22 protein-coding genes are annotated in these 25532 nt (G+C 71.7%); 9 read left to right on the plus strand and 13 right to left on the minus strand.

All coding sequences use genetic code 11. From position 1 onward, the window contains the following. Positions 1 to 122 precede the first annotated feature (122 nt). Positions 123 to 2780 carry a PEP/pyruvate-binding domain-containing protein gene (locus ACFSKW_RS20915; RefSeq protein WP_379573975.1) on the plus strand — a complete coding sequence of 886 codons (2658 nt, stop codon included), beginning with the start codon at positions 123 to 125 and terminating at the stop codon, positions 2778 to 2780. Positions 2781 to 3070: 290 nt separating this feature from the next. Here the strand turns inward: ACFSKW_RS20915 and ACFSKW_RS20920 are convergent, their stop codons facing one another. The 5 genes from ACFSKW_RS20920 to ACFSKW_RS20940 form a co-directional block, all read right to left on the minus strand. Beyond that, positions 3071 to 3907: a sugar phosphate isomerase/epimerase family protein gene (locus ACFSKW_RS20920; protein WP_379573976.1), complete on the minus strand. Its 837-nt coding sequence runs from the start codon at positions 3905 to 3907 to the stop codon at positions 3071 to 3073. Continuing rightward, the gene (locus ACFSKW_RS20925) at positions 3904 to 5067 is read right to left on the minus strand and encodes a dihydrodipicolinate synthase family protein (protein ID WP_379573978.1); all 1164 of its coding nucleotides are present in this window, start codon (positions 5065 to 5067) and stop codon (positions 3904 to 3906) included. The genes ACFSKW_RS20920 and ACFSKW_RS20925 overlap by 4 nt, the downstream gene beginning before the upstream one ends. Beyond that, positions 5064 to 6203 carry a Gfo/Idh/MocA family protein gene (locus tag ACFSKW_RS20930; RefSeq protein WP_379573980.1) on the minus strand — a complete coding sequence of 380 codons (1140 nt, stop codon included), beginning with the start codon at positions 6201 to 6203 and terminating at the stop codon, positions 5064 to 5066. Before ACFSKW_RS20930 ends, ACFSKW_RS20925 begins: the two co-directional genes overlap by 4 nt. A 68-nt stretch (positions 6204 to 6271) precedes the next feature. Then, complete coding sequence (locus tag ACFSKW_RS20935; protein ID WP_379573981.1) at positions 6272 to 7567, minus strand: ribonuclease D; 1296 nt, start codon at positions 7565 to 7567, stop codon at positions 6272 to 6274. Further along, on the minus strand, positions 7564 to 8157 hold the full coding sequence (locus tag ACFSKW_RS20940) for a DUF3000 domain-containing protein (RefSeq protein WP_379573982.1): 594 nt from the start codon (positions 8155 to 8157) through the stop codon (positions 7564 to 7566). Before ACFSKW_RS20940 ends, ACFSKW_RS20935 begins: the two co-directional genes overlap by 4 nt. A 612-nt stretch (positions 8158 to 8769) precedes the next feature. Between ACFSKW_RS20940 and hemE the strand changes: the two genes are divergently transcribed. Continuing rightward, entirely contained in the window at positions 8770 to 9798 is a 1029-nt protein-coding gene (gene hemE, locus ACFSKW_RS20945) for a uroporphyrinogen decarboxylase (protein WP_379573983.1), read from the plus strand. On the opposite strand, the gene ACFSKW_RS20950 is transcribed toward hemE, so the two are convergent. After that, on the minus strand, positions 9787 to 10545 hold the full coding sequence (locus ACFSKW_RS20950; RefSeq protein ID WP_379573984.1) for a sulfite exporter TauE/SafE family protein: 759 nt from the start codon (positions 10543 to 10545) through the stop codon (positions 9787 to 9789). The two genes, hemE and ACFSKW_RS20950, sit on opposite strands and share 12 nt — an antisense overlap. Positions 10546 to 10897: 352 nt before the next feature. Beyond that, positions 10898 to 12025, minus strand: a complete 1128-nt coding sequence (locus tag ACFSKW_RS20955) for a DUF4349 domain-containing protein (RefSeq protein ID WP_379573985.1) — start codon at positions 12023 to 12025, stop codon at positions 10898 to 10900. A 146-nt stretch (positions 12026 to 12171) separates the two neighbouring features. Here ACFSKW_RS20955 and ACFSKW_RS20960 point away from each other — a divergent pair, with 146 nt between their 5' ends. The 4 genes from ACFSKW_RS20960 to ACFSKW_RS20975 all read left to right on the plus strand — a co-directional run bounded on the left by ACFSKW_RS20960 (position 12172) and on the right by ACFSKW_RS20975 (position 15703). Then, positions 12172 to 12813, plus strand: coding sequence for a class I SAM-dependent methyltransferase (locus ACFSKW_RS20960; RefSeq protein ID WP_379573986.1), 642 nt, complete (start codon positions 12172 to 12174; stop codon positions 12811 to 12813). A gap of 19 nt (positions 12814 to 12832) precedes the next feature. Further along, on the plus strand, positions 12833 to 14245 hold the full coding sequence (hemG, locus tag ACFSKW_RS20965; protein WP_379573987.1) for a protoporphyrinogen oxidase: 1413 nt from the start codon (positions 12833 to 12835) through the stop codon (positions 14243 to 14245). Positions 14246 to 14249: 4 nt separating this feature from the next. After that, positions 14250 to 14954 carry a hydrogen peroxide-dependent heme synthase gene (gene hemQ / locus ACFSKW_RS20970; RefSeq protein ID WP_379573988.1) on the plus strand — a complete coding sequence of 235 codons (705 nt, stop codon included), beginning with the start codon at positions 14250 to 14252 and terminating at the stop codon, positions 14952 to 14954. Between the two features lie 101 nt (positions 14955 to 15055). Continuing rightward, positions 15056 to 15703 carry a hypothetical protein gene (locus ACFSKW_RS20975; RefSeq protein ID WP_379573989.1) on the plus strand — a complete coding sequence of 216 codons (648 nt, stop codon included), beginning with the start codon at positions 15056 to 15058 and terminating at the stop codon, positions 15701 to 15703. A 2-nt stretch (positions 15704 to 15705) separates the two neighbouring features. Here ACFSKW_RS20975 and msrB read toward each other — a convergent pair whose 3' ends face one another. Further along, positions 15706 to 16107 (minus strand): peptide-methionine (R)-S-oxide reductase MsrB, encoded by a 402-nt coding sequence (gene msrB, locus ACFSKW_RS20980; protein ID WP_379573990.1) that lies wholly within the window; start codon positions 16105 to 16107, stop codon positions 15706 to 15708. A gap of 354 nt (positions 16108 to 16461) precedes the next feature. On the opposite strand from msrB, the gene ligD reads away from it, so the two are divergent. The 3 genes from ligD to ACFSKW_RS20995 all read left to right on the plus strand — a co-directional run bounded on the left by ligD (position 16462) and on the right by ACFSKW_RS20995 (position 18753). Next, the gene (ligD, locus tag ACFSKW_RS20985) at positions 16462 to 17460 is read left to right on the plus strand and encodes a non-homologous end-joining DNA ligase (RefSeq protein WP_379573991.1); all 999 of its coding nucleotides are present in this window, start codon (positions 16462 to 16464) and stop codon (positions 17458 to 17460) included. 68 nt (positions 17461 to 17528) lie between these two features. After that, positions 17529 to 18074, plus strand: coding sequence for a hypothetical protein (locus tag ACFSKW_RS20990; protein WP_379573992.1), 546 nt, complete (start codon positions 17529 to 17531; stop codon positions 18072 to 18074). Further along, the gene (locus ACFSKW_RS20995; RefSeq protein WP_379573993.1) at positions 18067 to 18753 is read left to right on the plus strand and encodes a class F sortase; all 687 of its coding nucleotides are present in this window, start codon (positions 18067 to 18069) and stop codon (positions 18751 to 18753) included. Before ACFSKW_RS20990 ends, ACFSKW_RS20995 begins: the two co-directional genes overlap by 8 nt. Positions 18754 to 19023: 270 nt before the next feature. On the opposite strand, the gene ACFSKW_RS21000 is transcribed toward ACFSKW_RS20995, so the two are convergent. The 5 genes from ACFSKW_RS21000 to ACFSKW_RS21020 are packed head-to-tail and all read right to left on the minus strand — an operon-like array spanning position 19024 to position 25407. After that, a complete protein-coding gene (locus tag ACFSKW_RS21000; RefSeq protein ID WP_379573994.1) occupies positions 19024 to 21666 on the minus strand; it encodes an acyl-CoA dehydrogenase family protein in 2643 nt (880 codons plus the stop codon). A gap of 43 nt (positions 21667 to 21709) precedes the next feature. Beyond that, positions 21710 to 23140, minus strand: coding sequence for an aldehyde dehydrogenase family protein (locus ACFSKW_RS21005; RefSeq protein ID WP_379574562.1), 1431 nt, complete (start codon positions 23138 to 23140; stop codon positions 21710 to 21712). A 37-nt stretch (positions 23141 to 23177) separates the two neighbouring features. Beyond that, positions 23178 to 23531, minus strand: coding sequence for a hypothetical protein (locus ACFSKW_RS21010; RefSeq protein ID WP_379573995.1), 354 nt, complete (start codon positions 23529 to 23531; stop codon positions 23178 to 23180). Between the two features lie 26 nt (positions 23532 to 23557). Continuing rightward, complete coding sequence (locus ACFSKW_RS21015) at positions 23558 to 24682, minus strand: ATP-dependent DNA ligase (RefSeq protein WP_379573996.1); 1125 nt, start codon at positions 24680 to 24682, stop codon at positions 23558 to 23560. A 5-nt stretch (positions 24683 to 24687) separates the two neighbouring features. After that, a complete protein-coding gene (locus tag ACFSKW_RS21020; RefSeq protein ID WP_379573997.1) occupies positions 24688 to 25407 on the minus strand; it encodes a pyrimidine reductase family protein in 720 nt (239 codons plus the stop codon). Between the last annotated feature and the right edge of the window lie 125 nt (positions 25408 to 25532).

Consider the following 25532-nt stretch of genomic DNA (forward strand, 5'->3'; position numbering starts at 1 on the left):
CGGGATAGAAGTTCATCACTTGATGAATTTTTTTACGGAAAGGCATTCCCTCGTCCCTCTCCGCGATGCACACTGCTGACAAACAGGATGAGAAGCACAGCTGATGGCAAGGGGAACGCCAGATGACGACCGCACGCGAACCGCTCGCACTCCCGTTCACCGAGATCAACGCGGGCATGCTCGCCGAAGTCGGTGGCAAGGCGGCCAATCTGGGTGAACTGACCACCGCAGGCCTTCCCGTGCCCCCCGGATGCTGCCTGACCACCGAGGCCTACCACAGGGTCGCCGAGGGCACGGCCCTGAAGGACGTCATCGCCGAGCTCGCCACGACCGAGGCCGCCGACACCGCGACGCTCGCCGAGCTGGCGGGCAGGGCCAGGGCGCTGCTGCTCGAGGCCCCCGTCCCCGACGAGGTGGGCGAGGCCGTCGACGAGGCGTACGCGCGCTTGGGCGACCGGGTCCCTGTGGCCGTGCGCTCGTCGGCGACGGCCGAGGACCTGCCGTACGCGAGCTTCGCGGGCCAGCAGGACACCTACCTCAACATCGTGGGCCCCGAGGCGGTGCGAGAGGCGGTCCGCAGGTGCTGGGCCTCGCTGTGGACCGACAGGGCGGTGGCCTACCGCGCCTCCAACGGTATCGACCACGCGGCGGTCAGGCTCGCGGTGGTCCTGCAGCGGATGGTGGACGCCGAGGTGGCGGGCGTGATGTTCACGGCGAACCCCGTGACGGGCCGCCGCCACGAGGCCGTCATCGACGCGGCGCCCGGCCTGGGCGAGGCCGTGGTGTCCGGCGCGGTCAACCCGGACAGGTTCGTCGTCGACATGGCGAGCGGCCGGATCACCGAGCGCAGGATCGGCGACAAGCGCGTGTCGATCCGCTCCCTGCCGGGTGGCGGCACCGAGCGCGCCGACCTGGACGGCACGCAGGAGGCGTGCCTGACCGACAGGCAGGTACGCGAGCTGTCTGAGCTCGGCCGGAAGGTGGAGGACCACTACGGCGCTCCCCAGGACACCGAGTGGGCGATCGACGCCGCCGGCGGGCTCTGGCTCACCCAGGCCCGGCCCATCACCACGCTCTACCCTCTCCCCGAGACCACCAGGGACGGCCTGCGCGTCTACTTCTCCGTCAACGTCGCGCAGGGCGTGATGCGCCCGTTCACGCCGATGGGCCTGGCGGGCTTCAAGGTGATCAGCGGAGGGGCGGCCACGATGGCGGGCCACCCGCCCGCCGACCCGCAGGACGGGGCCGCGATCGCGACGGCGGGGGGACAGCGGATGTTCCTCGACATCACCGCCGCCGTGCGCAGCAGGGCGGGAAGGGCGATCCTGCCCAGGGCGCTGGCGTTCGGCGAGGCGCGTGCGGGTGTGGTGTTCCGGCAGGTCGCCGAGGATCCTCGGCTGTCGGTCACCACCACCTCCGTGCGGCCCTTGATCCGTACGGCGATGCGGATCGCGGGACGCGTCGGCGCCCCCAAGCGGGTGGCACTCGCGCTGGCCAGGCCGCAGGCGGCGCTCGACTACACCAGGCGGCTGGGCGAGACGCTCGAGGCCAGGCTGCGCATCGCCCCCGACGCGACCGCCGAGCAGCGCCTCGACCACGCCGAGCGCTGCCTGCGCGGCACGTTCCCGATGATCTTCTCGATCATGCCGGTGGTGCTCGTCGGCTACGCGGGCTTCGGCCTGGCGGGCAGGCTCTCGGGCGCGAAGGGCGACCAGTTGCAGGCCGTCCTGCGCAGCCTGCCGCACAACCCCACGACCGAGATGGACATCGAGCTGTGGCGGCTGGCCACCGACATCGGCGCCGACCCCGAGGCCGCGGAGCCGTTCAGGACGCAGCCGGTGGGCGAGCTGGCGGTCCGCTACAACGGCGGTGAGCTGAAGGCGCAGCGGGCGATCGAACGTTTCCTGGCCCGTTACGGCCATCGCGGCGTCGCCGAGATCGACCTCGGCATGCCGCGCTGGTCGGACGAGCCCGCGCACATCCTCGGCGTGCTGGCCAACTACCTCAGGCTGGACGGCGACGACGTCGCTCCCGACGCGATGTTCGCCAGGGGCGCCCAGGAGGCCGAGCTGGCGGTCAGGCAGATCGTGTCCATGGCGGCGGCCAAGGGCAGGTGGCGCGGGCGGCTGGCGGCGTTCGGGCTGCGCAGGACCAGGCTGTTCGGGGGCCTGCGCGAGCTGCCGAAGTACTACATGGTCGAGGTCCTGGCCGCGGTACGGCGCAGCATGCGCGTCGTGGGGGAGGAACTGGTGGCCAAGGGCGTGCTCGACACGGCCGACGACGTCTACTTCCTCGACTTCCGCGAGGTGCGCGCGGCGCTGGGCGGCGGACACCTCGGTGAGCTGGTGGCCGGGCGCAGGGCGTCCTACGAGCAGGAGGTGCGCCGCCGCCACGTGCCCAGGATGCTGCTGTCCGACGGCACCGAGCCGGAGGCGCTGGCCGTCAGGGAGGCGGCCGAGGACGGCGCGCTGACGGGCACCCCGGCCTCGGCGGGCACGGTCACCGGCCCCGCGAGGGTCGTGCTCGACCCGGTCGGCGCGCATCTGGAGCCTGGCGAGATCCTCGTCGCGCCCTCCACCGACCCCGGCTGGACGCCGCTGTTCCTGACGGCCGGCGGGCTGGTGATGGAGATGGGCGGCTCGATGTCGCACGGCGCGGTGGTGGCCAGGGAGTACGGGATCCCCGCGGTGGTCGGCGTGGCCGACGCCACCCACCAGATCGTCACCGGGCAGACGATCACCGTGGACGGCTCGGCGGGTGTGATCTCGATCGCGGACTGACCTCCCCGCCCGGCCCCACGCGCCCCGTTCGTTATAACGCGCCCATCCGTACCCACGCGCCCATCCCGTTCCCACGCGCCCATCCCGTTCCCACGCGCCCATCCCGTTCCCACGCGCCCATCCCGTCGCTCCGCGCGCTTCTCGCGGGTGACCGCAGGCGCGCGCGGGACGGCCGCCGTGCGGGGGCCGCGGGCGGACGCGTGAGGCCCCGGCCGCCTGCGCGGGGGCCGGACGGGCAGGTGGGGGTCCGGGAGGGCAGGTGGGGGCCTGGGCGGGGGCGTGGGCCGGGGTCAGAGCGGGAGGACGAGCGAGGCGAAGCGGTCCTTCATCGTGGACATCACCGTGTCAGGGTCGGCGGCCCAGACGTCGGCGTTGAAGATCTCCACCTCCACGTCCCCCGCGTAGCCCGCCTGCCGCACCGCCCGGGTGATCGGCGCGAACTCGATCACGCCGTCGCCCATCATCCCCCTGCCCAGCAGCACGTCGGCGGGCAGCGGCTGCAGGAAGTCGCACACCTGGTACGAGGCGATCCGCGCCCCCGCTCGCGCGATCTGCGCGAACAGCTCGGGGTCCCACCACACGTGGAAGGTGTCGACCACGACCCCCACCTGATCCACCGGGTACGGCTCGGCCAGGTCGAGCGCCTGGCCGAGCGTGGACAGCACCGCCCGGTCCGCGCAGTACATCGGGTGCAGCGGCTCCAGCGCCAGCCGTACCCCGCGCTCACCGGCGTAGGGGGCGAGCAGGGTCAGCGCCTCGGCCACCCGCTCCCGCGCCGCCGGCAGGTCGCGGGAGAACCCCTCGCCGGGCCCCTGGCCCGCGGGGACGCCCGGCAGACCGCCGACGACCATCACCAGGCAGGCCGCGCCGAGCTCGGCCGCCTCGTCGATCGCCCGCCTGTTGTCGTCCATGGCCTCTTGTGAACCGCCGGTCAGGAAGCCACCTCTGCACAGCGACGACACCCGCAGGCCGGCGTCGCCGACGAGCTTGACCGTCTCGGCCGGCCCCTGTGCCGCCACCTCCTGCCGCCACAGCCCGATGGCCTCGACGCCGTGCCGTACGCATCCTTCGACGGCCTCGGCCACCGTCCACCGCCTGGTGGTCCACTGGTTGAGCGACAGCTTCACAGCCCGTTCACCGCCAGCAGCGCCCGCATCCGCCGTACGGCGAGCTCCTGGTCGGCCAGCAGTCCCGCCTGGTCGGCGAGCCTGAACACCTCGCACAGATGGGGCAGCGACCTGGCCGCCTGGGCGCCGTTGACCATGGCGAAGGCGTCCTGGTGTCCGTTGAGCCAGGCCAGGAAGACGATGCCGGTCTTGTAGTTGTACGTCGGCGTCTCGAAGATCTTGCGCGACAGCGGGACGGTCGGGGCAAGGATCTCGTCGTAGTGGGCCAGCAGCCGGTCGCGCGCCTCGGGGGTGCAGGCGGCCTCGGCGGAATCGAGCACCTGGAGGGCCGCGGCGGCCGCGGGCGCGATCGCGTCGAAGATGCCCAGCAGCGCGTGCGAGCCCGTCCTGATCAGCGACGGATAGTTGAAGTCGTCGCCGGTGTAGAGCCTGACGCCCGGCGGCAGCGCCGCGCGCAGCGCCACCTCGTGCGCCTCGTCCAGCAGCGACACCTTGACGCCCTCGACCATCGCGGCGTTGGCGTGGATCAGCTCCAGGAAGGACTCGGTGGCCTTGGCGACGTCGTGCGAGCCCCAGTATCCGGCCAGCTGGGGGTCGAACATCTCGCCCAGCCAGTGGAGGATGACGGGCCGGTCGGCCACGCCGAACAGCTTGCCGTACACCCGGTGGTAGTCGGCGGGCCCCGCGGCGACACGGGCGAGCCGGCGTGAGGCCATCACGATCACGCCGGCGCCGGCGGCCTGCACGGTCTCGATCTGCTCGGTGTAGGCGGCGGTGATCTCGTCGAGGGTGCCGGCGCCGGGCGCGTGGTCGGTGCCCGCGCCGCAGGCCACCAGCTCGGCCGGGTCGCCGAAGGCGCGTGCCGCGGCGGCGCTGCGGCTGATCAGCTCGCGGGTGGCGGCCCAGTCCAGGCCCATGTTGCGCTGGGCGGTGTCCATGGCGTCGGCGACGCGCAGGCCATGCGACCACAGGTGCCCGCGAAAGCGCAGCGTCGCGTCCCAGTCGACCGCGGCGGGGGAGCCGGGGGTGTTGTCGCCCATCGGGTCGGCGACCACGTGCGCGGCGGCGTAGACGACGCGGCTGGTGGCGGGCCGGTCGACGACCGGCCAGGTGACGGGGTCGCTCAGCGTGTAGGCGCCACCAGGCAGGTCGATCCTCACAGCTCCGTCACCGCGATCCTGCGGCCCTCGGCCGAGCTGCGCAGCCCGAGCTCGGCCAGCCGCACGCCGCGCGCGCCCGAGGCGAAGTCGTAGGGGAAGGGCGCGCCCTCCACGACGTGCCTGACGAACAGCTCCCACTGGATCTTGAAGCCGTTGTCGAAGTCGGCGTTGTCGGGCACCTCCTGCCAGCCGTCGCGGAAGCGGGCGGTGACCGGCAGGTCGGGGTTCCAGACCGGCTTGGGGGTCGTGGCGCGGCTCTGGACGCGGCAGTCGCGCAGGCCCGCGACGGCGCTGCCGTGCGTGCCGTCGACCTGGAACTCCACCAGCTCGTCGCGGTTGACGCGCACCGCCCAGGACGAGTTGATCTGCGCGATGACGCCGCCGGACAGCTCGAAGATGCCGTAGGCGGCGTCGTCGGCGGTCGCCTCGTACGGCTCGCCCCGCTCGTCCACCCTGGTCGGGATGTGAGTGACGGCCTTGGCGTAGACGGACTCGACCTCGCCGAACAGGTTCTCCAGTACGTAGTGCCAGTGCGGGAACATGTCGAGGATGATGCCGCCGCCGTCCTGGGCCCGGTAGTTCCACGAGGGCCGCTGGGCGCTCTGCCAGTCACCCTCGAACACCCAGTAGCCGAACTCGCCGCGCACCGAGAGGATCCGGCCGAAGAAGCCGCCGTCGATCAGCCTCTTCAGCTTGAGCAGGCCGGGCAGGAACAGCTTGTCCTGCACGACGCCGTTCTTGACGCCCTTGGCGGCGGCCGCCTCGGCCAGGGCCACGGCCTCGGCGTAGGTCTCCGCGGTGGGCTTCTCCGCGTAGACGTGCTTGCCCGCCTCGATAGCCCTCAGCACCGCCTTGACCCGCGCCTGCGTGACCTGGGCGTCGAAGTAGACGTCGGCCTGTTCGAGCGCGGCGTCGAGGTCGGTGGTGTGGTCGGCGATGCCGTGCCTGGCGGCCAGATCGGCGAGCTTGGCCTCGCTGCGGCCCACGAGGATCGGCCGCAGCATGACCCTGCCGCCGTCGGAGAGGGTCACGCCGCCCTGCTCGTTGATGGCCAGGACCGACCGGACCAGGTGCTGGCGGTAGCCCATCCGGCCGGTGACGCCGTTCATCGCGACACTGATCGTGCGCACGCTCATGTGACCTCTCCTAAGGAAAGCGCTTTCCCGATGACCGTACGACCGCGAGAGCCGGGCCGTCAAGCGGCTTAGACGGCGCCCTTGGTCTCCAGCCGGTCGAGCGCCTTGGCCAGCGGATGGCCGACGAGGCCCAGCTGCCACTCCCGGGCGCCCAGCGAGCGCAGCCGCTCGACGACCGTCTCCTCGGTGATCTCGGCGGGCGGCTCCCACGTGAGCCTGCGCACGGCGTCAGGCTGCAGGAGGTTCTCCGTCGGCATCCTGTGCTCGTCGGCCAGCGCGGCCACCACCGAGCGGGCGGCGGCCAGCCGCTTGGCCGCGACGGGATCCCGGTCGGGCCAGCGGTTGGCGGGCGGCGGGCCGTCGCCGGGCGTGCTCGGCGCCGGCAGCTCCGAGTCGGGCAGCGTGCGGGCGCGGTGCACGGCGTCGAGCCAGGCCGCCATGTGGCGGCGGGCGGCCCGCCCGGTGAAGGCGGTGATGTCGGTCAGCGCCTTCTTGGTACGCGGCATCTCCAGCGCCGCGGTGATGATCGCCGCGTCCGGCAGCACCCTGCCGGGCGCGATGTCGCCGTCGCGGGCGATCCGGTCGCGCATGGTCCACAGCTCGCGCACGATCGCCAGCGCCCTGACGTTGCGCACCTTGTGGATGCCCGACGTGCGCCGCCACGGATCGGAGCGCGGAGCGGGCGGCGGCGTCGCGAGCACCGCCGCGAACTCCTCCTGCGCCCACTCCAGCTTGCCGCTGTCGACCAGTTCGTCGTGGAGCACGTCACGCAGCTCGACCAGCACCTCGACGTCGAGCGCCGCGTAGCGGAGCCAGTCTTCCGGCAGCGGCCTGGTCGACCAGTCGGCGGCCGAGTACCCCTTCTCCAGGCGCAGCCCGAGCACCGTCTCGACCATCGTGCCGAGACCCACCCTCTCGTAGCCGAGCAGCCGGCCCGCCAGCTCCGTGTCGAACATCCGCCGCGGCCTGAACCCGACCTCGGCCAGGCAGGGCAGGTCCTGCGACGCGGCGTGCAGGACGATCTCGGCGTCGGCCACCGCCTCGTCGAGCTTCGACAGGTCGGGGCAGACGATCGGGTCGATCAGCGCGCTTCCCGCGCCCGCGCGGCGCAGCTGCACGAGGTAGGCCCTGCCGCCGTAGCGGTAGCCCGAGGCGCGCTCGGCGTCGACCGCCACGGGGCCGCTGCCCCTGGCGAACTCCTCGACCACCCTGGTCAGCCCCTCTTCCGAGGCGATGACGGGCGGGATCCCCTCCCGTGGCTCGAGAAGGGGAACGACGCTGTTCTCCTGGCTCTGGAGGTCTCCTCCATCGGCCTCATGAGCCGGGCTGGTGCGCCTGCTGGTGCCCTCACTACGTTCGGTCACGGCCTGGTGGACTCCGGATCTTCGCGTCGGCGCGGCATCGTGGCCACGTCAGGTGGTAGCGGTGGGATGCCGGCCGCCAGGCACATCAGATCGCACCAGGCGGCGACGTGGCCGGAGAGGTCCTCCTCGGCGGGAGACCACGACGCGCGCAGCTCCAGCTCGGTGGAGACGGGATCGTCGGCCTTGTCGCCGAATCCCTCGGAGACCGCACGCGTCACCGTGCCACCCGCCGCGCGGTAGCCCGCCTCGCGTGAGTCGAGCGCCTCGGTCAGCCAGCTCCACACGACGGGACCCAGCATCGGATCGGAGGTGATCTCCGGCTCCATGTCGGCCCTGACGTAGGCGACCAGGCGGAACTGCCCCTCCCAGCCGCGCTGCCCCTCAGGGTCGAACAGCAGGATCAACCTGCCGACCGCCAGCTCCTCATCCTCACGATAGACCGACGCGCCGATGGCCGCGGAGAACGGTGCCAGCCGCTGAGGGGCGGGCAGGTCCTCCAGCTCGATCTCCGGCCTGACCTCGGCCGCGCGCAGGCTCTCGACCGCCCGCCTGAAAGCGGCGGGGGCCGGTGGCGCGTCACCGATGGTCATAGCCGAAGCGTAGGTCGAGGAGGGTCGCATGGGGACCACGGGGGTGCTCATCGAGGCCGATCAAGCCGCGACCGTCAGCGGGCGAGCGGCGGCGGCCGCCCGTTCGAAGGGAGCGATGAGCAACGCGTGGCCGCACTCCAGGCACGCCCACTCCGGGCACTCCTGGTGTCCCTCCATGCATGGCGGCTGCTCGAACAGCCTCTCACCAGCGCATGAGGGGCAGTGCTCACTGCGGCGCTCGGGGGAACTCCACAACGCGGTCATCGGTACGGAGCCTTTCTTCGCGGACGTGGCTCCGACGTTGGCATGCCGCGCTGACAATTCCGCGCAACGCGCTCGGCGTGTCCTGAAAGTGGGGCGGTAATCGATGACGCGCGGTGGATTGGGGAACATTTGGTCCAGTCGAGAGGGGATTTCGGGGTGACCGTGACAGGAACTGTACCCGGGCCGGGCCGGTGGCGGGGCCGTGTCCGGAGGGCACGCCCGCGCTAAAGGGATGAAGTGCTCTAAACCTCTTCTTCGACTCCTGATCGTGACTTTAGGCATGGCGTGCGTATGTTTCCGATTAGCGCCGGTGGAGCGACCACCACCATGGCGTGGCACCCTTGAACAGTGAATCTCGCCGACTCCGCCTTCCTGCGCGCCTGCCGCCGCCAGCCCGTCCCGCACACCCCCGTGTGGTACATGCGTCAGGCCGGGCGGTCCCTGCCCGAATACCTCAAGGTGCGCGAGGGCGTGCCCATGCTGACCGCATGCGCGCGGCCCGACCTGATCGTCGAGATCACCCTGCAGCCGGTCCGCCGCTACGGCGTCGACGCCGCCATCTTCTTCAGCGACATCGTCGTACCGCTCAAGGCCATCGGCGTCGACCTCGACATCAAGCCGGGCGTCGGCCCCGTCATCGCCGACCCGATCCGCGACCACGCGGGCCTCGAGGCGCTGCGCCCGCTGGAGCCGGACGACGTGCCGTACGTCACCGAGTCGATCCAGGCACTGGTGGGCGAACTGGGCGGCACGCCGCTGATCGGGTTCGCCGGCGCGCCCTTCACGCTGGCGTCCTACCTGATCGAGGGAGGACCCTCCAAGAACCACGACCACACCAAGGCCATGATGTACGGCGAGCCCGCGCTGTGGCACGCGCTCATGGACCGGCTGACCGGCATCGTCATCGAGCACCTCAGGGTCCAGATCCGCGCGGGAGCCTCGGCCATCCAGCTGTTCGACTCGTGGGTGGGCGCGGTCGCGCCCGACGACTACCGCGAGTTCGTCATGCCGTACACCCAGCGGATCTTCGCGGCCGTGCCCGAGGTGCCGCGCATCCACTTCGGCGTGGGCACCGGCGAGCTGCTCGGCGTGCTCGGCGAGGCCGGGCCCGACGTCGTGGGCGTCGACTGGCGGGTGCCGCTCGACGAGGCCGCACGCCGCGTCGGCCCCGGCAAGGCGCTGCAGGGCAACCTCGACCCCGCCATCCTGCTGGCCCCGTGGGAGGCCGTCGAGCCCAGAGCACGGCAGATCCTGGAGCGCGGGCGCGCCGCCGAAGGCCACGTGTTCAACCTCGGCCACGGGGTGCTGCCCTCCACCGACCCCGACCAGCTGCGCAGGCTGACCGACCTGGTCCACTCCTTCACGTCAGAGGCGTAGCTGGTCCAGGCCCAGCTTGACGATCAGGGCGGCGACCACGCACAGCAGCGTCGCCCTGATGAAGGCGGCGCCCCTGCGCAGCGCCGTACGGGTGCCGAGGCGCGCGCCCAGCACGTTGCAGGACGCCATCGCGAGCCCCAGCAGCCAGAACACCTGGCCGTGCGCGGCGAAGACCACCAGCGCGCCCAGGTTGGCGCCCACGTTGACGACCTTCGCCGTCGCCGAGCCCATCACGAAGTCCAGACCCAGCAGCGTGGTGAGCGCGAAAAGGATCAACGCCCCCGTGCCGGGTCCCACCAGGCCGTTGTAGAACGGCAGCACCACCCCCACCAACAGGACGGCGGTCACGACGCTGCGCCGCCGCGCCGGCCGCCGCCTCTCCCGCGTGCCCAGGCCGGGCCTGGCGATCACCAGTGCCGCCACCAGCGCCAGCATCACCAGCACGAACGGCCTGAACAGCTCGGGCGGAACACGTCCCGCGGTGAGCGCCCCCGCCCCCGACAGCGCGATCGCCAGCGCCGTCGCGGGCACCGCCACCCTGGCCTCCATGCGGACGCTCCTCGCGAAGCCCACCGCCGACACGGTCGTGCCGGAGATGGACGACAGCTTGTCGGTGGCCAGCACCGCGGGCGGCGGCGCCGCGGGCAGCGCCAGCAGCAGCACCGGCAGTTGGACCAGTCCTCCTCCGCCCACCACCGCGTCCACCCAGCCCGCCGCCAGCGCGACGGCCAGCAGTAACAAGATCAACTCGGTCTCCACCCGCGTCCCCCCGCATGGCCATGGCCCCCGCCAGGAAGATCCCAGGCGGCCGTTGGGCGAGCGTTGTGCGCCCGTTGGGCGGGTGGATCCGGTGTGCGACGGCGGCCGGGCCCGCGCAGGCCGCCCGGACCGCTGTGCGACGCGCCCGACGTGGAGGCCGGCGGTCTCGAGACGACGGGATCGCACGGGGTCACGGCCGGCCACCGCTGCACACCAGTTCCGGGACCGCCCTCAACGGCCTCGCGGAGGGTTCGCGTGGCCCACGTTCGCGCCGGCGATCACGTGCGGTGACGCGACCGCCGGGCAGCGAGCGGCCGGCTGCTCGCCGACCTGGGCGGTGTCAGGACGCGGGCGAGTCGTTCTCGGGCTGAGGCCGCGACCCCCCGCCCGCCACGGGCGCGTCCTTTCCCGGTTCCGGGTGCGCCGAGGTTCCTTGAGGCGACGGCACATCGTGGTCCTGCAGCGCGGGCTCCGGGGTCGCGCGGGGCGACGGTGTCTCGCTCTCAGAACCGGGGCGGGTTCCGCGGGCCGACGATGCGTCGTTTCCTGGCACAGGATGCGGTCGGCCGCTGGGGACCACGAGACCAGGGGCGGCCGGGCGCCGGGTACGGCCCCGCCGTACGAGGAGCAGGATGACGACGACGACCGGCACGATCAGCACCAGCCACGGCAGCAGCACGCCGATCACGGTCAGCAGGATCTTCACGAAGCTCACCAGCGCCGACCATCCGGCCTTCAGGCCGCCGAGGAAGCCCGCGGGCTCGTCGGAGGGTTCGACCACGGTCGCCACGGGGCCGATCAGGCGCAGCGTCAGCGTCCCCATCGACACCTGCGAGTTGAGCGCCTTCTGCCTGGCCTGCAGCGACTCCAGCTCCGCCTCGCGCGTGGCGATCTCCCGCTCGACCTCGATCACCTGGCCGACGGTGGTCGCCTTGGTGAGCAGCGTGCGCATGGAGGCCAGCGCCTGCTCGGCCGACTTCAGCCGGCTGGCGACGTCGGCCACCTCCTCGGTCACGTCGGTGGTGTTCTGCCGCAGCGACTCCCGCTTGCCGAGCTCCTTGCCCAGCCGGTCGAGCAGCCCCTGGTACGCCGTCGGCGGGATCTTGAACACCAGCGTGGAGCTGCCCTCGCTGCCGTCGAAGGCGTCCGACTGCTCGTTGGCCAGGTAGCCGCCCGCCCCCGTGACCAACTGCTTGGCCTGCTCGCTCGCCTTCGTGACATCCTTGGCGCGGACCGTCATCTCCGCCACGTAGATGATCGAGCGCTGCTCGGGCGCGATCGCGATCTGCTTGCCGGCCGCCTGGTCGGAGTCCCCGGCCGTCGCCTCGTTCGCTTTCTCGACGGGCGCGGCTGCGGGGGCGCCTCCGCCGGAGTCCATGCGGCTGGCGGAGGGACCGCCACCGCAGCCGGACAGGACGAGCGCGACGCCGGCCACCGTTAACGCCATGCCGTACCGAAATCTGGTCATATCCGTGAGACGGGCGCGGCCCGCGCGATGCCGTCACGAAGTCGTCACGTTCGGCACTCCTCCCGATCACGGCAGGACCCTGGGACGAGAGGCGAAATCCTCCTGGGGCACGATGATCCCGGCGTCGCGTCGCACAGGCTGGAATCATGCGTACGCTTCCTGACCGGCTTCACAGGACGTTCTTCCGCACGATGTCACTGCTGCCCGCGCGCGGGCAGGGCCGCTTCCTGCAGCGGTACTTCGACTGGTTCCACCGCAGGCCCGACCCGTGGCGGCACTCCGTCGACCCCTACGAGGCGGCCAAGTACGACACCACGCTCAGGAGCGTGGGCGGCGGCGACTTCCGCAGGATCCTGGACGTGGGGTGCAGCGAGGGCACGTTCACGCTGCTGGCCGCCGACGCCTACCCCGGCGCCGACGTGGTGGGTGTGGACGTCTCGCAGCGCGCCGTCGCGAGGGCGGCGGCCCGGGCGGGAGGCAGGGCCGCCTTCGCCGCTGCCGACTTCCTCAACCAGGACCCCGGAGGCCGCTTCGACCTGGTCTTCTGCGCCGAGACGCTCTATTACGTCGGCAGGGAGGAGCGGCTCAGGCTGGCCTCCGAACGGCTGCGCTCGTTCCTGGCGCCGCGGGGCACGCTGGTCGTGACGCACCCGTGGCCGGAGGCGCGCCGGCTCCACAGGTTCCTCGACGGGGACCCGATGCTGAGCAAGATCGGGGAGCACGTCGACGCCGGGCACGGGCGGCCGTTCGCCGTCAGCTCCTACCGTCTCGCAGGGGCGGGGGTGTGAGGCGGTAGCGTCAGGAGACGTGGAAGGGAATCAACGGCATGTAGTGATCGTCGGCGGTGGCATCTCGGGGCTGGCCGCGGCGTGGTTCCTCAGGCAGGGCGGCGGGGAGCGGGTACGGGTGACCGTACTCGAGGGCGGTCCCAGGGTGGGCGGCAAGCTGCACGCCTCTGAGGTCGCGGGCGTCAGCGTGGACGAGGGCGCCGAGTCGATGCTGGCCAGGCGGCCCGAGGGCATCGAGCTGGCCAGGATGGTCGGGCTCGGCGCGGACCTGGTCGACCCCGGCACCACCCAGGCGGCCATCTACACCAGGGGCGCGCTGCGGCCGATGCCGAGGGGCCAGGTCATGGGCGTGCCAGGCGACCTGACCGAGCTGGCCAGATCGGGCATCATCTCGCCCGGCGGGCTGCTCAGGGTGCCGCTGGACCAGGTGCTGCCCGCGACGCTGGTGCGCAGCGACGTGTCCGTCGCCTCCTACATCAGGGCGCGGATGGGAGCCGAGGTCGTCGAACGGCTGGTCGAGCCGCTGCTGGGCGGCGTCTACGCGGGCCGGGCCGACATGCTGTCGCTGGAGGCGACGATGCCCCGCATCGCCACCGCCGCGCGCTCGGAGCGGTCGCTGCTCGGCGCGGTCAGGGACATCGTGCACGAGACGCCCAAGGACGCGGGCCCGGTCTTCACCAGCCTGCGCGGCGGCCTCGGCAGGCTGCCCGAGGCGGTGGCCAAGGCCTCCGGCGCCGACATCAGGACCGGCGTGACGGTCAGGGAGCTGCGGCGCACGCAGGAAGGCTGGCGCCTGGTCACCGGGCCCGTCCCGAGGCCGGAGATCGTCGAGGCCGACGCGGTGATCGTCGCCGTGCCCGCGACCCCCGCCTCGAGGCTGCTCATGGACGCCGTGCCGAAGGCCGCCACCGAGCTGGCCAGGATCGAGTACTCCAGCATGGCCATCGTCACACTCGCCTACCCGGCGGCCGCCTTCCCCGAGCCGCCCACCGGCAGCGGCTACCTGGTGCCGCCCGTCGAAGGCCGCGCCGTGAAGGCCGCCACGTTCACCTCGGTGAAGTGGCCGCACCTGGTCGAGTCCGACCCCTCGGTCGTCCTGGTGCGCTGCTCCATCGGCCGCATCGGCGAGGAGCAGGTGCTCCAGCGCGACGACACCGAGCTGGTCTCGCTGGCCTCGGCCGAGATGGGCGAGGTCGTGGGCGTGCGCGGGCTGCCGCTCGACAGCCGTGTCAGCCGGTGGGGCGGATCGCTGCCGCAGTACAACGTCGGCCACCTCGACCGCGTGGCCCGCGTCCGCGCGGCCGTGGCCGTCGAGCCGGGGCTGGCGGTCTGCGGTGCGGCCTACGACGGGCTCGGCGTGCCCGCGTGCGTCTCGACCGCCCGCGGCGCCGCGGCCCGGATACTGGACCACCTGGGGGACAGGGGAGAATGACCGCATGACTGAGGGGACGACCCAGCGGCCCAAGGCCCGCGACCTTAACCAGGTGATCCGCTACACGATGTGGTCGGTGTTCAAGGCCACCGAGCAGTGCCCGGGCAACCGTGAGGGCATGGCCGACGAGGTCAACGAGCTGCTCGAGCAGGTCGCCGGCAAGGACGTCGTGACGCGCGGCTGCTACGACGTGGCGGGCTTCCGCGCCGACGCCGACTACATGTTCTGGTGGCACGCGCCGACGGCCGAGGACCTGCAGGACGTCTACGCGCGCTTCAGGCGCACCACACTGGGACGGCTGAGCGAGCCGGTCTGGTCGGCGATGGCGTTGCACAGGCCCGCCGAGTTCAACAAGTCGCACATCCCCGCCTTCCTCGCCGATGAGGAGGCAAGGCGATACGTGTGCGTCTACCCCTTCGTGCGGTCGCTGGAGTGGTATCTGCTCGAGGACTCCGAGCGGCGCACGATGCTCGCCGAGCACGGCATGATGGCCCGCGAGTACCCCGATGTCAGGTCCAACACGGTGGCCTGCTTCGCACTCAACGACTTCGAGTGGATGCTGGCCTTCGAGGCCGACGAGCTCCACCGGATCGTCGACCTCATGCGGCACCTGCGCGGCGCCGAGGCCAGGCGGCACACGAGGATCGAGGTGCCGTTCTACACCGGGGTCCGCAAGCCGGTCGGCGAGCTGATCACGGCGCTGCCCTGACTTTGTAAAGGCGCTCGCCTGCCGGTTCTGCCGTCTTCCGCGACTGATCGCCACTCCTTTGCCATAATCAGGCCAAATCCCCTGTCGTAGTGAGGCAAAGGGTGGCTGAAGACGGCGGCCTGGCACGCTCCAGGCGCGGGCGGCATGGGCGGCGGCGCAAGAAGCGCGGGCCGTGGGTGCTGGAGGGGGCGGTCGCCGGGGCGGCTCTGCTGGCCGTCGGCCTGGTCGCCGGTGGCGGGGTGTTCGGGCGGGAGCGCCCGCAGCAGTCCGCCGGCGCCGTGGCCGTCGTCCCCTTCACCAGGGGCACGCCCTCTCCCGTGGGGCAGGGAGGCGCCGGCAGGGTGGTGGCGAGCGCGGCGGCCGCCACGCTGAGCCCGCCTCCAGCGCCGCCGGCCGCCCCCGCGAGCGCGTCGGGCGCGGGCGACGGGTCCGAGCACACCGACAAGAAGGCGGCCGAGTACTTCCACAAGCGCTGGGGCGCCGGCGACAAGGCGGCCAAGCGGCTCAAGGACATCCGGACCGTGGGCGGCTACCTGCGCATCTACACGGACCTGCCGGAGTCGGCGCACAACTCCGCGCAGGCGATCACGCTGTGCGAGCGTGGGCTCGAGTATCTGCGGGAGGCGGGCGAGGACAGTCCCGTGGTCTTCGTCCAGGCGGAGTACGGCGAGAACGGCAACCCCGTCCTCGCCAACGTCCTCGGCCCCGACGACGGCGACTGCCGCGTCACCCACCCCGAGCCTGACTGACGCTAGTCCTTGGGCTCGAGCCGTACCGAGATCGAGTTGATGCAGTAGCGGTCGTCGGTGGGCGTCGGGTAGCCCTCGCCGTGGAAGACGTGACCCAGGTGGGAATCGCAGGCGGCGCAGCGGACCTCGGTGCGGACCATGCCGTGGCTGTGGTCCTCGATCAGGGTCACGGCCTCCGACTTCGACGGCTCGAAGAAGCTCGGCCATCCGCAGTGCGACTCGAACTTCGAGTCGGACCTGAACAGCTCGGCGCCGCAGGCGCGACAGGAGTAGACGCCCTCGGCCTTGGTGTCGACGTACTCCCCGCTGAAGGGTCGTTCGGTGCCCGCCTCCCTGAGGACGTGGTACTCCTCGGGAGTGAGCTGCGAGCGCCATTCGGCCTCGCTCTTGACCACCTTGTTCATGCTTCTACCTTATGCGGCGCGGAAAAATCTCTCCTCGGAAGCATCCTTTGTGGGGTGTTTCTGCGTCTTTGTCGGTGTGGGGGTGGACTTCACATCCCTAGAGGGGTGAGATCGCTCGCCTGGGGTCGTCGCCGCTGCGCAGATATGCCCGTACTGCGCGCAGGCGGCCCGTCGAGGCCGGCCGGACGATGCGCCAGCGTCCGGCGCGGCGTGAAGGCGGGCGGTCGTCAGGTTCGTCCTGTCGAGTGCCCGGTCCCGCCACCGTGGCACTCCAGGGCGGACCCACCCGCTCCCTTCCTCGGCCGATCGGCCGGGTCAGGGGCGTCATGAGCCGATTCGGGGTAGGTTCAGCCCATGGCGTCGCCTTTCATCGAGCTGCAGGTCGGGGACCGTACCGTCAAGGTCACCAATCCCGACAAGGTGTACTTTCCGGAGATCGGAGCCACCAAGCGGGAGCTGGTGGAGTACTACGTCAGCGTGGGCGAAGGGGCCCTGCGGGCGCTCCTTGACCGCCCCACGCACCTGAAGCGGCACCCGGACGGCGTCCAGACCGAGGCCATCTACCAGAAGCGGATGCCCCCCAAGCATCCCGACTGGCTGCAGACCGTCACCGTGACCTTCCCCAGCGGGCGAACGGCCGAGGCGCTCAGGGTCACCGAGGTGGCCTCGATCGCCTACTGCGCCAACCTCGCCACGCTCGACTTCCACCCGTGGCAGGTGCGCGCCGCCGACGTCGAGCACCCCGACGAGCTGCGCATCGACATCGACCCGCAGCCCGGCCTGGAGTTCGACGCGGCCCGCCGTGCCGCCTTCCTGACCCGCGAGGTGCTGGCCGAGGCCGGGCTGACCGGCTTCGTGAAGACCTCGGGCAACAGAGGAGTGCACATCGCGGTCAGGATCGAGCCCCGCTGGGACTTCGTCGAGGTACGGCACGCGGGCATCGCGCTGGCCAGGGCCGTCGAGGACCGCGACCCCGGCCTGGTGACGACCGCCTGGTGGAAGGAGGAGCGCGGCGAGCGGGTGTTCATCGACTTCAACCAGAACGCCAGGGACAGGACAGTCGCCAGCGCCTACTCGGTCCGCGCCAAGCCGCACGCGCCCGTCTCCGCGCCGCTCACCTGGGACGAACTGGCCGACGCCGAGCCTGGCGACTTCGACATCAGAACCATGCCCGAGCGCTTCGCCAGGGTCGGCGACGTGCACAAGGACATCGACGAGCGGGCGTTCTCGATCGAGACGCTGCTGGAGTGGTACGACAAGGACGAGCGCGGCGACATGCCGTACCCGCCGAACTATCCCAAGATGCCGGGCGAGCCGAAGCGGGTACAGCCCAGCAAGGCCAGGGATGAGTGACTTGTATCACTTGAATCACATTACTTGACGCCTGGTCCAATAGTTCGGGAGGCTCTCGGACTATGGCTATGGCATCAGCACGACGGCTCGCCGCCGCGGGAGCGGTGACGGCCTTCATCGTCGGCGGCGTGACCATGGTGGCGGGCGTGGGAACCGCCATGGCCGCCGACTGCAAACTGCTCATCCTGGCGTGCGAGGACGACCCCGTGCAGGGCGGCGACCCGGGCGACCCGTGGCAGCCCGACATCAAGTCGCCTCACCTGCCGAACCCGAACGACATCCTGCCCAACGTCCCCATCCCGTCGGACACCTGGTCGAACGCGCCCGCGCCCCAGGACACGTGGTCCAACGCGCCCGCCCCCCAGGACAGCTGGTCGCCGGGTCCTGCCGAGCCGCCGCGCCCCGAAGCGCCATGGAAGCCCGTGGACGAGGACAAGCACCGCATCCCCGAAGGCCCGCCGCAGACCGGCGCAGGCGGGCTCGCGCCCGGCGACCCCACGTTGCCGTTCGCCGCCGGCGGCGCGGCCCTGCTGGCCGGAGCGGGGCTCGCGGGCTTCGCGGTACGGCGCGGCGCCTCCGAACGGCCGGCTGCCGCGGAACGGCGGAGTGGCTAAGCCGCCTGGGCACAAGCTGATCATGACGGGGGCCGTGCTGGTGTCCCTCGCCGGAGTGGCCCTGATCTGGTTCGGCGTCACCGGCATGGTGGGCTCGCCGCAGCCGGAGCCCGTCTCCGCCACGGCCTCGTCGGCGCTGCCCAAGGTCGGCGCGCCGTCGCTGACCGAATCGCCCGACGTGCTGGTCGGCAAGGCCGCCAAGCCGATGAGGACGACCCGTCCGACGGCGGTGTACATCCCCAAGCTCGGCGTGTCGGCGCCCCTCATGGAGCTGGGCCTCGACGCGAAGGGCGCGATCGAGAACCCGCCACTCGACCACCCCAACGTGGCAGGGTGGTACCGGTACGCGCCCGTGCCGGGCGCGCGGGGCGCCGCCGTGATCACCGGGCACCTGGACACCCGCACCGGTCCCGCGGTGTTCGCGAACCTGCGACTGATCAAGCGGGGCGACCAGGTGCAGGTGATGCGGGCCGACCGATCGGTGGCCATCTTCGTGGTGGACCGGGTGGAGCAGGTGCCCAAGAGCGGCTTTCCCAGCACGAAGGTGTTCGGGAAGGTGAAGTACGCGGGGCTGCGGCTCGTGACGTGCGGGGGCGCGTTCGACCGGCGGGCGCACAGCTACAAGGACAACACCATCGTCTACGCGCACCTGGCCCACGCCTACCACCCCCAGTCCTGACATCACCGGCACCGCCGCGTCGCCCCGCTCTGCGCCGGTCACCTCCACCGGTTCCGGTCCCTGCAGGACGCCCGCCACCCGCGTCAGAAGGAGCCACAGGCCTCGGGCGGTGACATCCGCCACGTGCTGTGGGACGAGGGCCGGGACCGGGGTTGGCGGTGCTGCCTTGCGAAGGACGGCCGCCACCGGCGTCGGGTGGGGCCGCTGCTCCGGTGTGGAGCGACATGGCCCGGTTGCTCATGGCTCCGAGGACGCGCAGGGGAAGGGGCGTCAGGGGTCGCGGGGGAGGCCGAGGGCGCGCTCGGCGACGATGTTGAGCTGGACCTCCGTCGTCCCCCCGCCGATCGTGAACGCGCGGGTCGTCAGGATCATCCTGTTCCAGTGCGGATCGGCGGGCGCCAGCGACCAGCAGAACTCCGAGATCGCCTGAGCGTGCCGCATCCCGAGCAGCTTGCGCACGCTGGATGCCGTTCCCGACTCCGTCCCCGCCAGCTGCGAAAGCGTCACCCGCAGACCCAGCGCCGAGATCGCCTGCCCCTCGGCCCACAGCCGGCCCACCTGCTCGAGCTGGGCCTGCCGCAGCCGTGGAAGCCGCCGGACGAGCTTCACCATGTCCGTGTGCTGCGACCCGGGACCCCAGGAGTCCCCGAGCGCCACCCGCTCGTGCGACAGCGTGTCGCGGGCGACCCGCCAGCCCCCGTCCACCTCCCCGACGACCAGGTCGTCGGGCACGAACACGTCGTCGAGGAAGACCTCGTTGAAGATCTCCTCCCCGTTGATCTCCTTCAGTGGCCGCACGGTCACCCCCGGCGCTGACATGTCCACCAGAAAGTAGGTGATCCCATCGTGTTTCGGCTTGCCTGGCGAGGTGCGGGCCAGGCAGATGCCCCAGTGCGCGTACTGCGCGAGCGACGTCCAGATCTTCGACCCGCTGATCGACCAGCCGCCCTCCACCCGCACGGCCTTGGTCGCCAGCCCTGCCAGGTCCGATCCCGCTCCCGGCTCGCTGAACAGCTGGCACCACACGATCTCGCCGGTGAACGTCTTCGGCAGGAACCTGTCCTGCTGGTCGCGCGTGCCGTACCGGACGATGGACGGCACCGCCCACGCGGCGATGCCCAGGTTGGGCCGCCTGAGCCCCTTGAACTCCTGATGGATGATCACCTGCTCCAGCGGGGAGGCGGCGCGTCCCCACGGCTCGGGGAGGTACGGCATGATCCATCCTTCGCGCGCGAACCTCCCCAGCCTCGCTGGCGGCTCCTCCCGCGCCAGGTCCCCGGCGAGCGTCCTGATCTCTTCCCGCAGGGATGCCGCCTCGGCGGGCAGATCGGGCTCCATGGTCCTGCGCGCTCCGCCGACGGCCAGCTCCGCGACCTCCTCGGCCCAGACGCCGGGGTCGCCGGCCAGCATGCGAAGGGACAGCGCGCGCCGGTAGTAGCGGTGGGCGTCGTGCTCGAAGGTGTAGCCGATGCCACCCAGCACCTGGATCGCGTCCGCCGCGCATCGCACGGCCGCGTCGGGCCCGAGCACCGCCGCCACGCCCACCGCCAGTCGCACCGCCGCGTCGAGCGCCGTCACGCCCACCGCTGGTGGTGCCGCCGCGTCGAGTGCTGCCCCGTCCACCGTTGGTGGTGCCGCCGGTTCGAGCGTCGTCGCGCCCTCCTCCACCGTCTGCGCTCCGTGCCCGAGCGCCTCTGGGCGGTCCGTCGAGTGTCGAGCGTCGTGCCCGATCGCGTTCGGAAGGCTCGTCGAACCCTGAGTGTCCTGCCCGAGCGCCTTCTGCTCGCCTCCGCGTCGGCCGGCGTCGGTCTTGGTCCGCAGGTCGTCACCCAGCGCGGGCTCGGTGTCTCGTGCGCGGCCGATGTCCGGCGCGGAGATGGAGGCTTGCGCTGGGGAGCTGTCCGGAGCGGACTCGGCGTCTTGTGCGTGGCGGGTGTCCGGGGCGGAGGTGGAGGCTTGGGAGTGGGCTGTGTCCAGGGCGCGGGCGGCGTCCCAGACGGCGGCACGGGCCTGCTCCAGCGCCACCAGCGCCGCCGCGATCCGGTGTTTGACGCCCTGGAACTGCCCGATCGGCCGCCCGAACTGTTCGCGGACCTTCGCGTAGTCGGACGCCGTGCGGACCGCCCACGCGGCCACCCCGCACGCCTCCGCGCCGAGCAGCACCGCGGCGAGCTCCCGCACCGGCACCGCGCCCAGCACCCGCGACGCGGGCGCCTCCCACCCGTCCATCGCCCCGGCGTGTGAAAGTGTCTCGGCGTGTGAAGGCGTCTCGGCCCGTGAAGGCGAGGCCTGCGATGACGCCCCGGCCGCTGCAGGGGATGCGGGCTGCGAGGGCGATGCGGTCCCCGTAGGGGATCCGGTCCGCGTGGGTGACCCCTCCTGTCCGGGCGATCCCTCCTGTCCGTGCGGTTCGGCCTGTCCGTGCGGTTCGGTGGGGGACGGGGGTCCGGTGTGCGCGAGGATGGCCACCTGTGTCAGGGGCCGCGACAGGTCGATCCCCTCGACGGCCGTCGCCCGGACCGACGCCCGGTCCAGTACCGCCCACCCCTCCGCGACCGGCACCAGGAACAGGTCGGCGTCGGACGCGCCGAGCCCGTGCCCGTCCAGCACGACGGTGGCGGTCACCGTACCGTCGGCCAGGCCAGGCAGCAGCGACCCGCACCGCCCCGACCACGTGATCGCCGCCGACGTCAGCACCGTGGGAAGGAAGGGCCCGGGTGTGAGCGCGGATCCGAGTTCCTCCAGCGCGACCGCCAGCTCGAGGAGAGCGTACCCCTGCCCGCCCGCCGTCTCGGGCACGTGCAGTCCCAGCACTCCCTGCGCCGCCAGCGCCCCGTGGGAGGCGTCGCGCGCCACGAGCCCGCGCACGGACTCGGCCAGCGCCCTGTTTTCCTCGGTCAGTGCGATCGCCATGCGACCGAATCTAGAACCTTATTCGGTCAGTGGCCAGGGCCCCTCACAGGTTGATGATCGCGGCCTTCTCCCTGGTGTACTCCAGCACCGCGTCGTGGCCGTAGCCGCTGTCCTTCACCCCGCCGAACGGCAGGCCGGGCGGCATCTGCCGGAAGGTGTTGACCCACACCGTCCCGCTCTCAAGGTCGCGCACGAACCGGTGGGCGCGGCCCAGGTCGCGTGTCCACACCCCCGCGGCCAGCCCGTAGGCGGAGTCGTTGGCGATGGCCAGCGCCTCCTCGTCGCTCTCGAACGGCATGGCCACCGCGACGGGCCCGAAGATCTCCTCCTGGCAGACGCGCAGCTTGTTGTCGGTGGCGGTGTAGAGGGTCGGCGCGACCCAGTAGCCGCCCGGCAGGCTCGGCACCACCGCGGCGCCCGTCGTCCCGCCGAAGACCAGTGCGGCGCCCTCCTTCTCGGCGATCTCCAGGTAGGAGACGACTCGTTCGTACTGTCCCGCCGACACGATGGGGCCCATCGTGGTGGCCAGGTCGAGCGGGTCGTCGAGCACGATGCGGGAGGCCGCCGCGGTGATTCGTTCGAGCATCTCGTCCCAGATGTCGCGATGCAGGAGGATACGCGAACCGGCCGCGCAGACCTGCCCCGCGTTGCCGGTGAAGATGGAGTTGACGGTGACGCCCTCGGTTGCGGCGTCGAGGTCGGCGTCGGCGAAGACGATGTTGGGCGACTTGCCGCCCAGTTCGAAGGTGAGCGGCTTGATGCCGGCCGCCTGGGTGATCGCGACGCCGGTCTGCGTGGACCCGGTCAGGCTGATCTTGTTGACGCCGCGGTGCCGTACCAGCGCCTCGCCGACGTCCTCGCCCATGCCGGAGACGAGGTTCAGCACGCCGGGCGGCAGCACCTCGGCCAATAGTTCGCCCAGGCGCAGGACGGAGGCGCTGGCCTGTTCGGCCGGTTTCACGATCACGGTGTTGCCCGCGGCCAGCGCGAAGGCGGCCTTGGCGGAGAACGTCGAGACGGGGGAGTTCCACGGGATGATCGCCAGCGCCACGCCGTACGGCTCCCGCCTGGTCAGCCCGAGGCTGTCGGGGCCGAGGATGACGGTGTCGCCCTTGACGGCGTCGAGCACCTGCCCGGCGGCCAGTTCCCACAGGAACCGCATGCCGGGCAGGTCCCTGTGGAGGGTGTCGCGAAGGATGCGGCCGTTGTCGCGGGTCTCGATCCTGGCGAGTTCCTCGGCGTGCTCGGCGAAGACCGCCGCGACCTTGCGCAGGAAGTGGGCCCTGCCGAGGGCCGGCATCGCCGACCACGAAGGCAGCGCCGCGCGGGCGGCGGCCACGGCGGCGTCGGCGTCGGCCTTCCCGCCGGCGGGGATCCGCGCCCAGACCTCGCCCGTGGCGGGGTTGACCGAGTCGATGGTGCGGCCGTCGGCCGCGGAGACGAGCCTGCCGCCGATGAGGTTGCGATACTCCATCACGCGACCAAGCATATGCTTGCTTGATGCAAGACGGCTAGCGGCGCGGCGACCCCAGCGTGAAGGCCGCGTTGACCAGGACGACGCCACCCCACACCACCAGGTACGTCAGCAGGCCCGCGTCGCCGACGGTGAGTGCGACGGTCGCGATCGTGCCCATCACGATCGAGACGATCGCCAGCGCCAGCCGCATGCCGGCGGCGCTCTGCTGCTGCTTCAGCTCGCGCTTCGCCAGGCCCGCGTCGGCGGCGATGCGCTGGTCGACCCGCCGATCGACCTCCTTGCCCATCTTGTCGAGAAAGGACTCGATGATGGAGTCCTCGAAATCGGGGCCGAGGTCGCGGCGCGCCGCGACCGCGGCGCGCAGCTCATCGTCGTGGGGTGACGTCATAGGTCGAGATATAACGCATCTTCCGGTCAGCGGGCAAGAATGTCATCAAGGTTGTAGGAAATCGGCTTTTCAAGCTGGTCATAGGTGCACGATTCGGGCGTCCGATCGGGCCGCCACCGCCGGAAGTGCGCGGTGTGCCGGAACCTGTCGCCCTCCATGCTGTCGTAGGCCACCTCGATCACCAGCTCGGGCCTGAGCGGGATGAACGACAGGTCCTTCTTGGCGTTCCAGCGCGACACCGCCCCCGGCATCCGCTGGCCGCCGGTCGCCGGGGTCGCCGCGGGCAGCCCGGTCCGCAGCAGCGCCTGGTCGGCCCACTCGCCCCACGGGTGCTCGCCCAGCTGGGCGAGGTACGGCTTGAGCTCCTCGACCAGCTCGGCCCTGCGCGCCATCGGGAAGGACGCGGCGACGCCGACGTGGTGGAGCCTGCCGTCGGAGCCGTACAGACCGAGCAGCAGCGACCCCACGATCGGCCCCGTCTTGTGCTCGCGGTAGCCCGCGATCACCACGTCGGCGGTGCGCTCGTGCTTGACCTTGAACATCGTCCGCTTGTCCGGGACGTACGGCTGGTCGCCGGGCTTGACGATGATGCCGTCGAGCCCCGCCCCCTCGAACATCTCGAACCACTCGGCCGCCCGCTCGTCGCTGTCGGTCACGGGGGTGAGCCTGATGGAGCCGCCCGCCTCGGGGAAGAGCCCCTCGAGCCGGGCCCGCCGCTCGGCGAACGGCGTCTCCATCAGCGATTCGGACCCCAGCGCCAGCAGGTCGAAGGCGACGAACGAGGCGGGGGTCTGCTCGGAGAGCATCTTCACCCTGGAGGCGGCCGGATGGATGCGCTGCTGCAGCGCCTCGAAGTCGAGCTCCTGTCCTCTGCGCAGCACGATCTCGCCGTCCACCACACACTTGTCGGGCAGCTCGGCCTTGACCGCCTCGACCAGCTCGGGGAAGTAGCGTGTGAAGGGCCGCTCGTTGCGGCTGCCGAGGAAGACCTCGTCGCCGTCGCGGAAGATGATGCAGCGGAAGCCGTCCCACTTCGGCTCGTAGAACAGCGAGCCGTCCTGCTTGGGCATGCCCTTGACCGCCTTGGCCAGCATCGGCGCCACCGGCGGCAGCACCGGAAGGTCAAGCTGGAGCTCGAGCTCGTCGTCCATGGTTGCTACTCCCTGATGTATCTGCAGAAGAGGAAGCCCTCCTCCTCCAGCACGTGCGCCAGGCTCAGGCCGATCTGGGCCGCCTCGCCGTTCAGGACGCGCGCCGCGCCGCCGCCGATCAGCATCGGGCTCACCGACAGGCACAGCTCGTCGATCAGGCCTGCGGCGGCGAGCTGGCCGTTGAGCCGCGGGCCGCCCTCGCACAGGATCCGGTCGAGCCCCCTTTCGCGCAGCGCCTCGATCGCCAGGCCGAGCTCGACCCTGTCGTCGCCCGCCACGATCACGTCGGCGCGCTCGGCCGCCTCGGCGCGGCGATCCCGCGGCGCCGCCGCGCACGTGATCACGATCGTCCGCGCGTAGGGCTCGGCGTCGGTGAACAGCGGGCTGCCCAGGTCGAGGTCGAGGCGCCGGGTCACCACGGCGATGGGCGGCGCGGCGGGGCGGCCCTCGCGCAGCGGCCCCCACGACTCCCGCGGCTTGGCGGGGCCGTACCCCTCGGTCCTGACGGTGGCGGCGCCCGCCATGACGACGTCGGACAGGCCGCGCAGGACTCCGAAGATCCGCCGGTCGCCCTTGCTGGACAGGCCCCCTGACAGGCCCTTGACCCAGGTGCCGCCGTCGGCGCTGGCGACCATGTTGACCCGCAGCCATGGCCGCCGCTCGGGGTAGGCGTAGGCCTGGGGGATGTCGGGATCGTCTGCTGTGTCGGGATGGATGCGACGCACTCCTCTACCTTGGCACACGCCACCGACGATCCGGGGTGAGGGGCGTTATACGCAGTTTGATGTATCCGAAGACGTACGTGGCCGTTTGTGCATAGCGTGGCGGCAGGGATGGGGACACAGGGGAG

This window comes from Nonomuraea mangrovi (assembly GCF_042681425.1).
GTDB classification, from domain to species: Bacteria; Actinomycetota; Actinomycetes; order Streptosporangiales; family Streptosporangiaceae; genus Nonomuraea; species Nonomuraea mangrovi.

Coding starts and splice junctions, on each gene's coding strand:
- ACFSKW_RS20990 (WP_379573992.1), top strand. CDS start 17,529: ATGGCATCAGCACGACGGCTCGCCGCCGCGGGAGCGGTGACGGCCTTC.
- ACFSKW_RS20960 (WP_379573986.1), top strand. CDS start 12,172: ATGCGTACGCTTCCTGACCGGCTTCACAGGACGTTCTTCCGCACGATG.
- msrB (WP_379573990.1), bottom strand. CDS start 16,107: ATGAACAAGGTGGTCAAGAGCGAGGCCGAATGGCGCTCGCAGCTCACT.
- ACFSKW_RS20955 (WP_379573985.1), bottom strand. CDS start 12,025: ATGACCAGATTTCGGTACGGCATGGCGTTAACGGTGGCCGGCGTCGCG.
- ACFSKW_RS20940 (WP_379573982.1), bottom strand. CDS start 8,157: ATGACCATCGGTGACGCGCCACCGGCCCCCGCCGCTTTCAGGCGGGCG.
- ACFSKW_RS21005 (WP_379574562.1), bottom strand. CDS start 23,140: ATGGAGTATCGCAACCTCATCGGCGGCAGGCTCGTCTCCGCGGCCGAC.
- ACFSKW_RS21015 (WP_379573996.1), bottom strand. CDS start 24,682: ATGGACGACGAGCTCGAGCTCCAGCTTGACCTTCCGGTGCTGCCGCCG.
- hemQ (WP_379573988.1), top strand. CDS start 14,250: ATGACTGAGGGGACGACCCAGCGGCCCAAGGCCCGCGACCTTAACCAG.
- ligD (WP_379573991.1), top strand. CDS start 16,462: ATGGCGTCGCCTTTCATCGAGCTGCAGGTCGGGGACCGTACCGTCAAG.
- ACFSKW_RS20930 (WP_379573980.1), bottom strand. CDS start 6,203: ATGAGCGTGCGCACGATCAGTGTCGCGATGAACGGCGTCACCGGCCGG.
- ACFSKW_RS21010 (WP_379573995.1), bottom strand. CDS start 23,531: ATGACGTCACCCCACGACGATGAGCTGCGCGCCGCGGTCGCGGCGCGC.
- ACFSKW_RS21000 (WP_379573994.1), bottom strand. CDS start 21,666: ATGGCGATCGCACTGACCGAGGAAAACAGGGCGCTGGCCGAGTCCGTG.
- ACFSKW_RS20915 (WP_379573975.1), top strand. CDS start 123: ATGACGACCGCACGCGAACCGCTCGCACTCCCGTTCACCGAGATCAAC.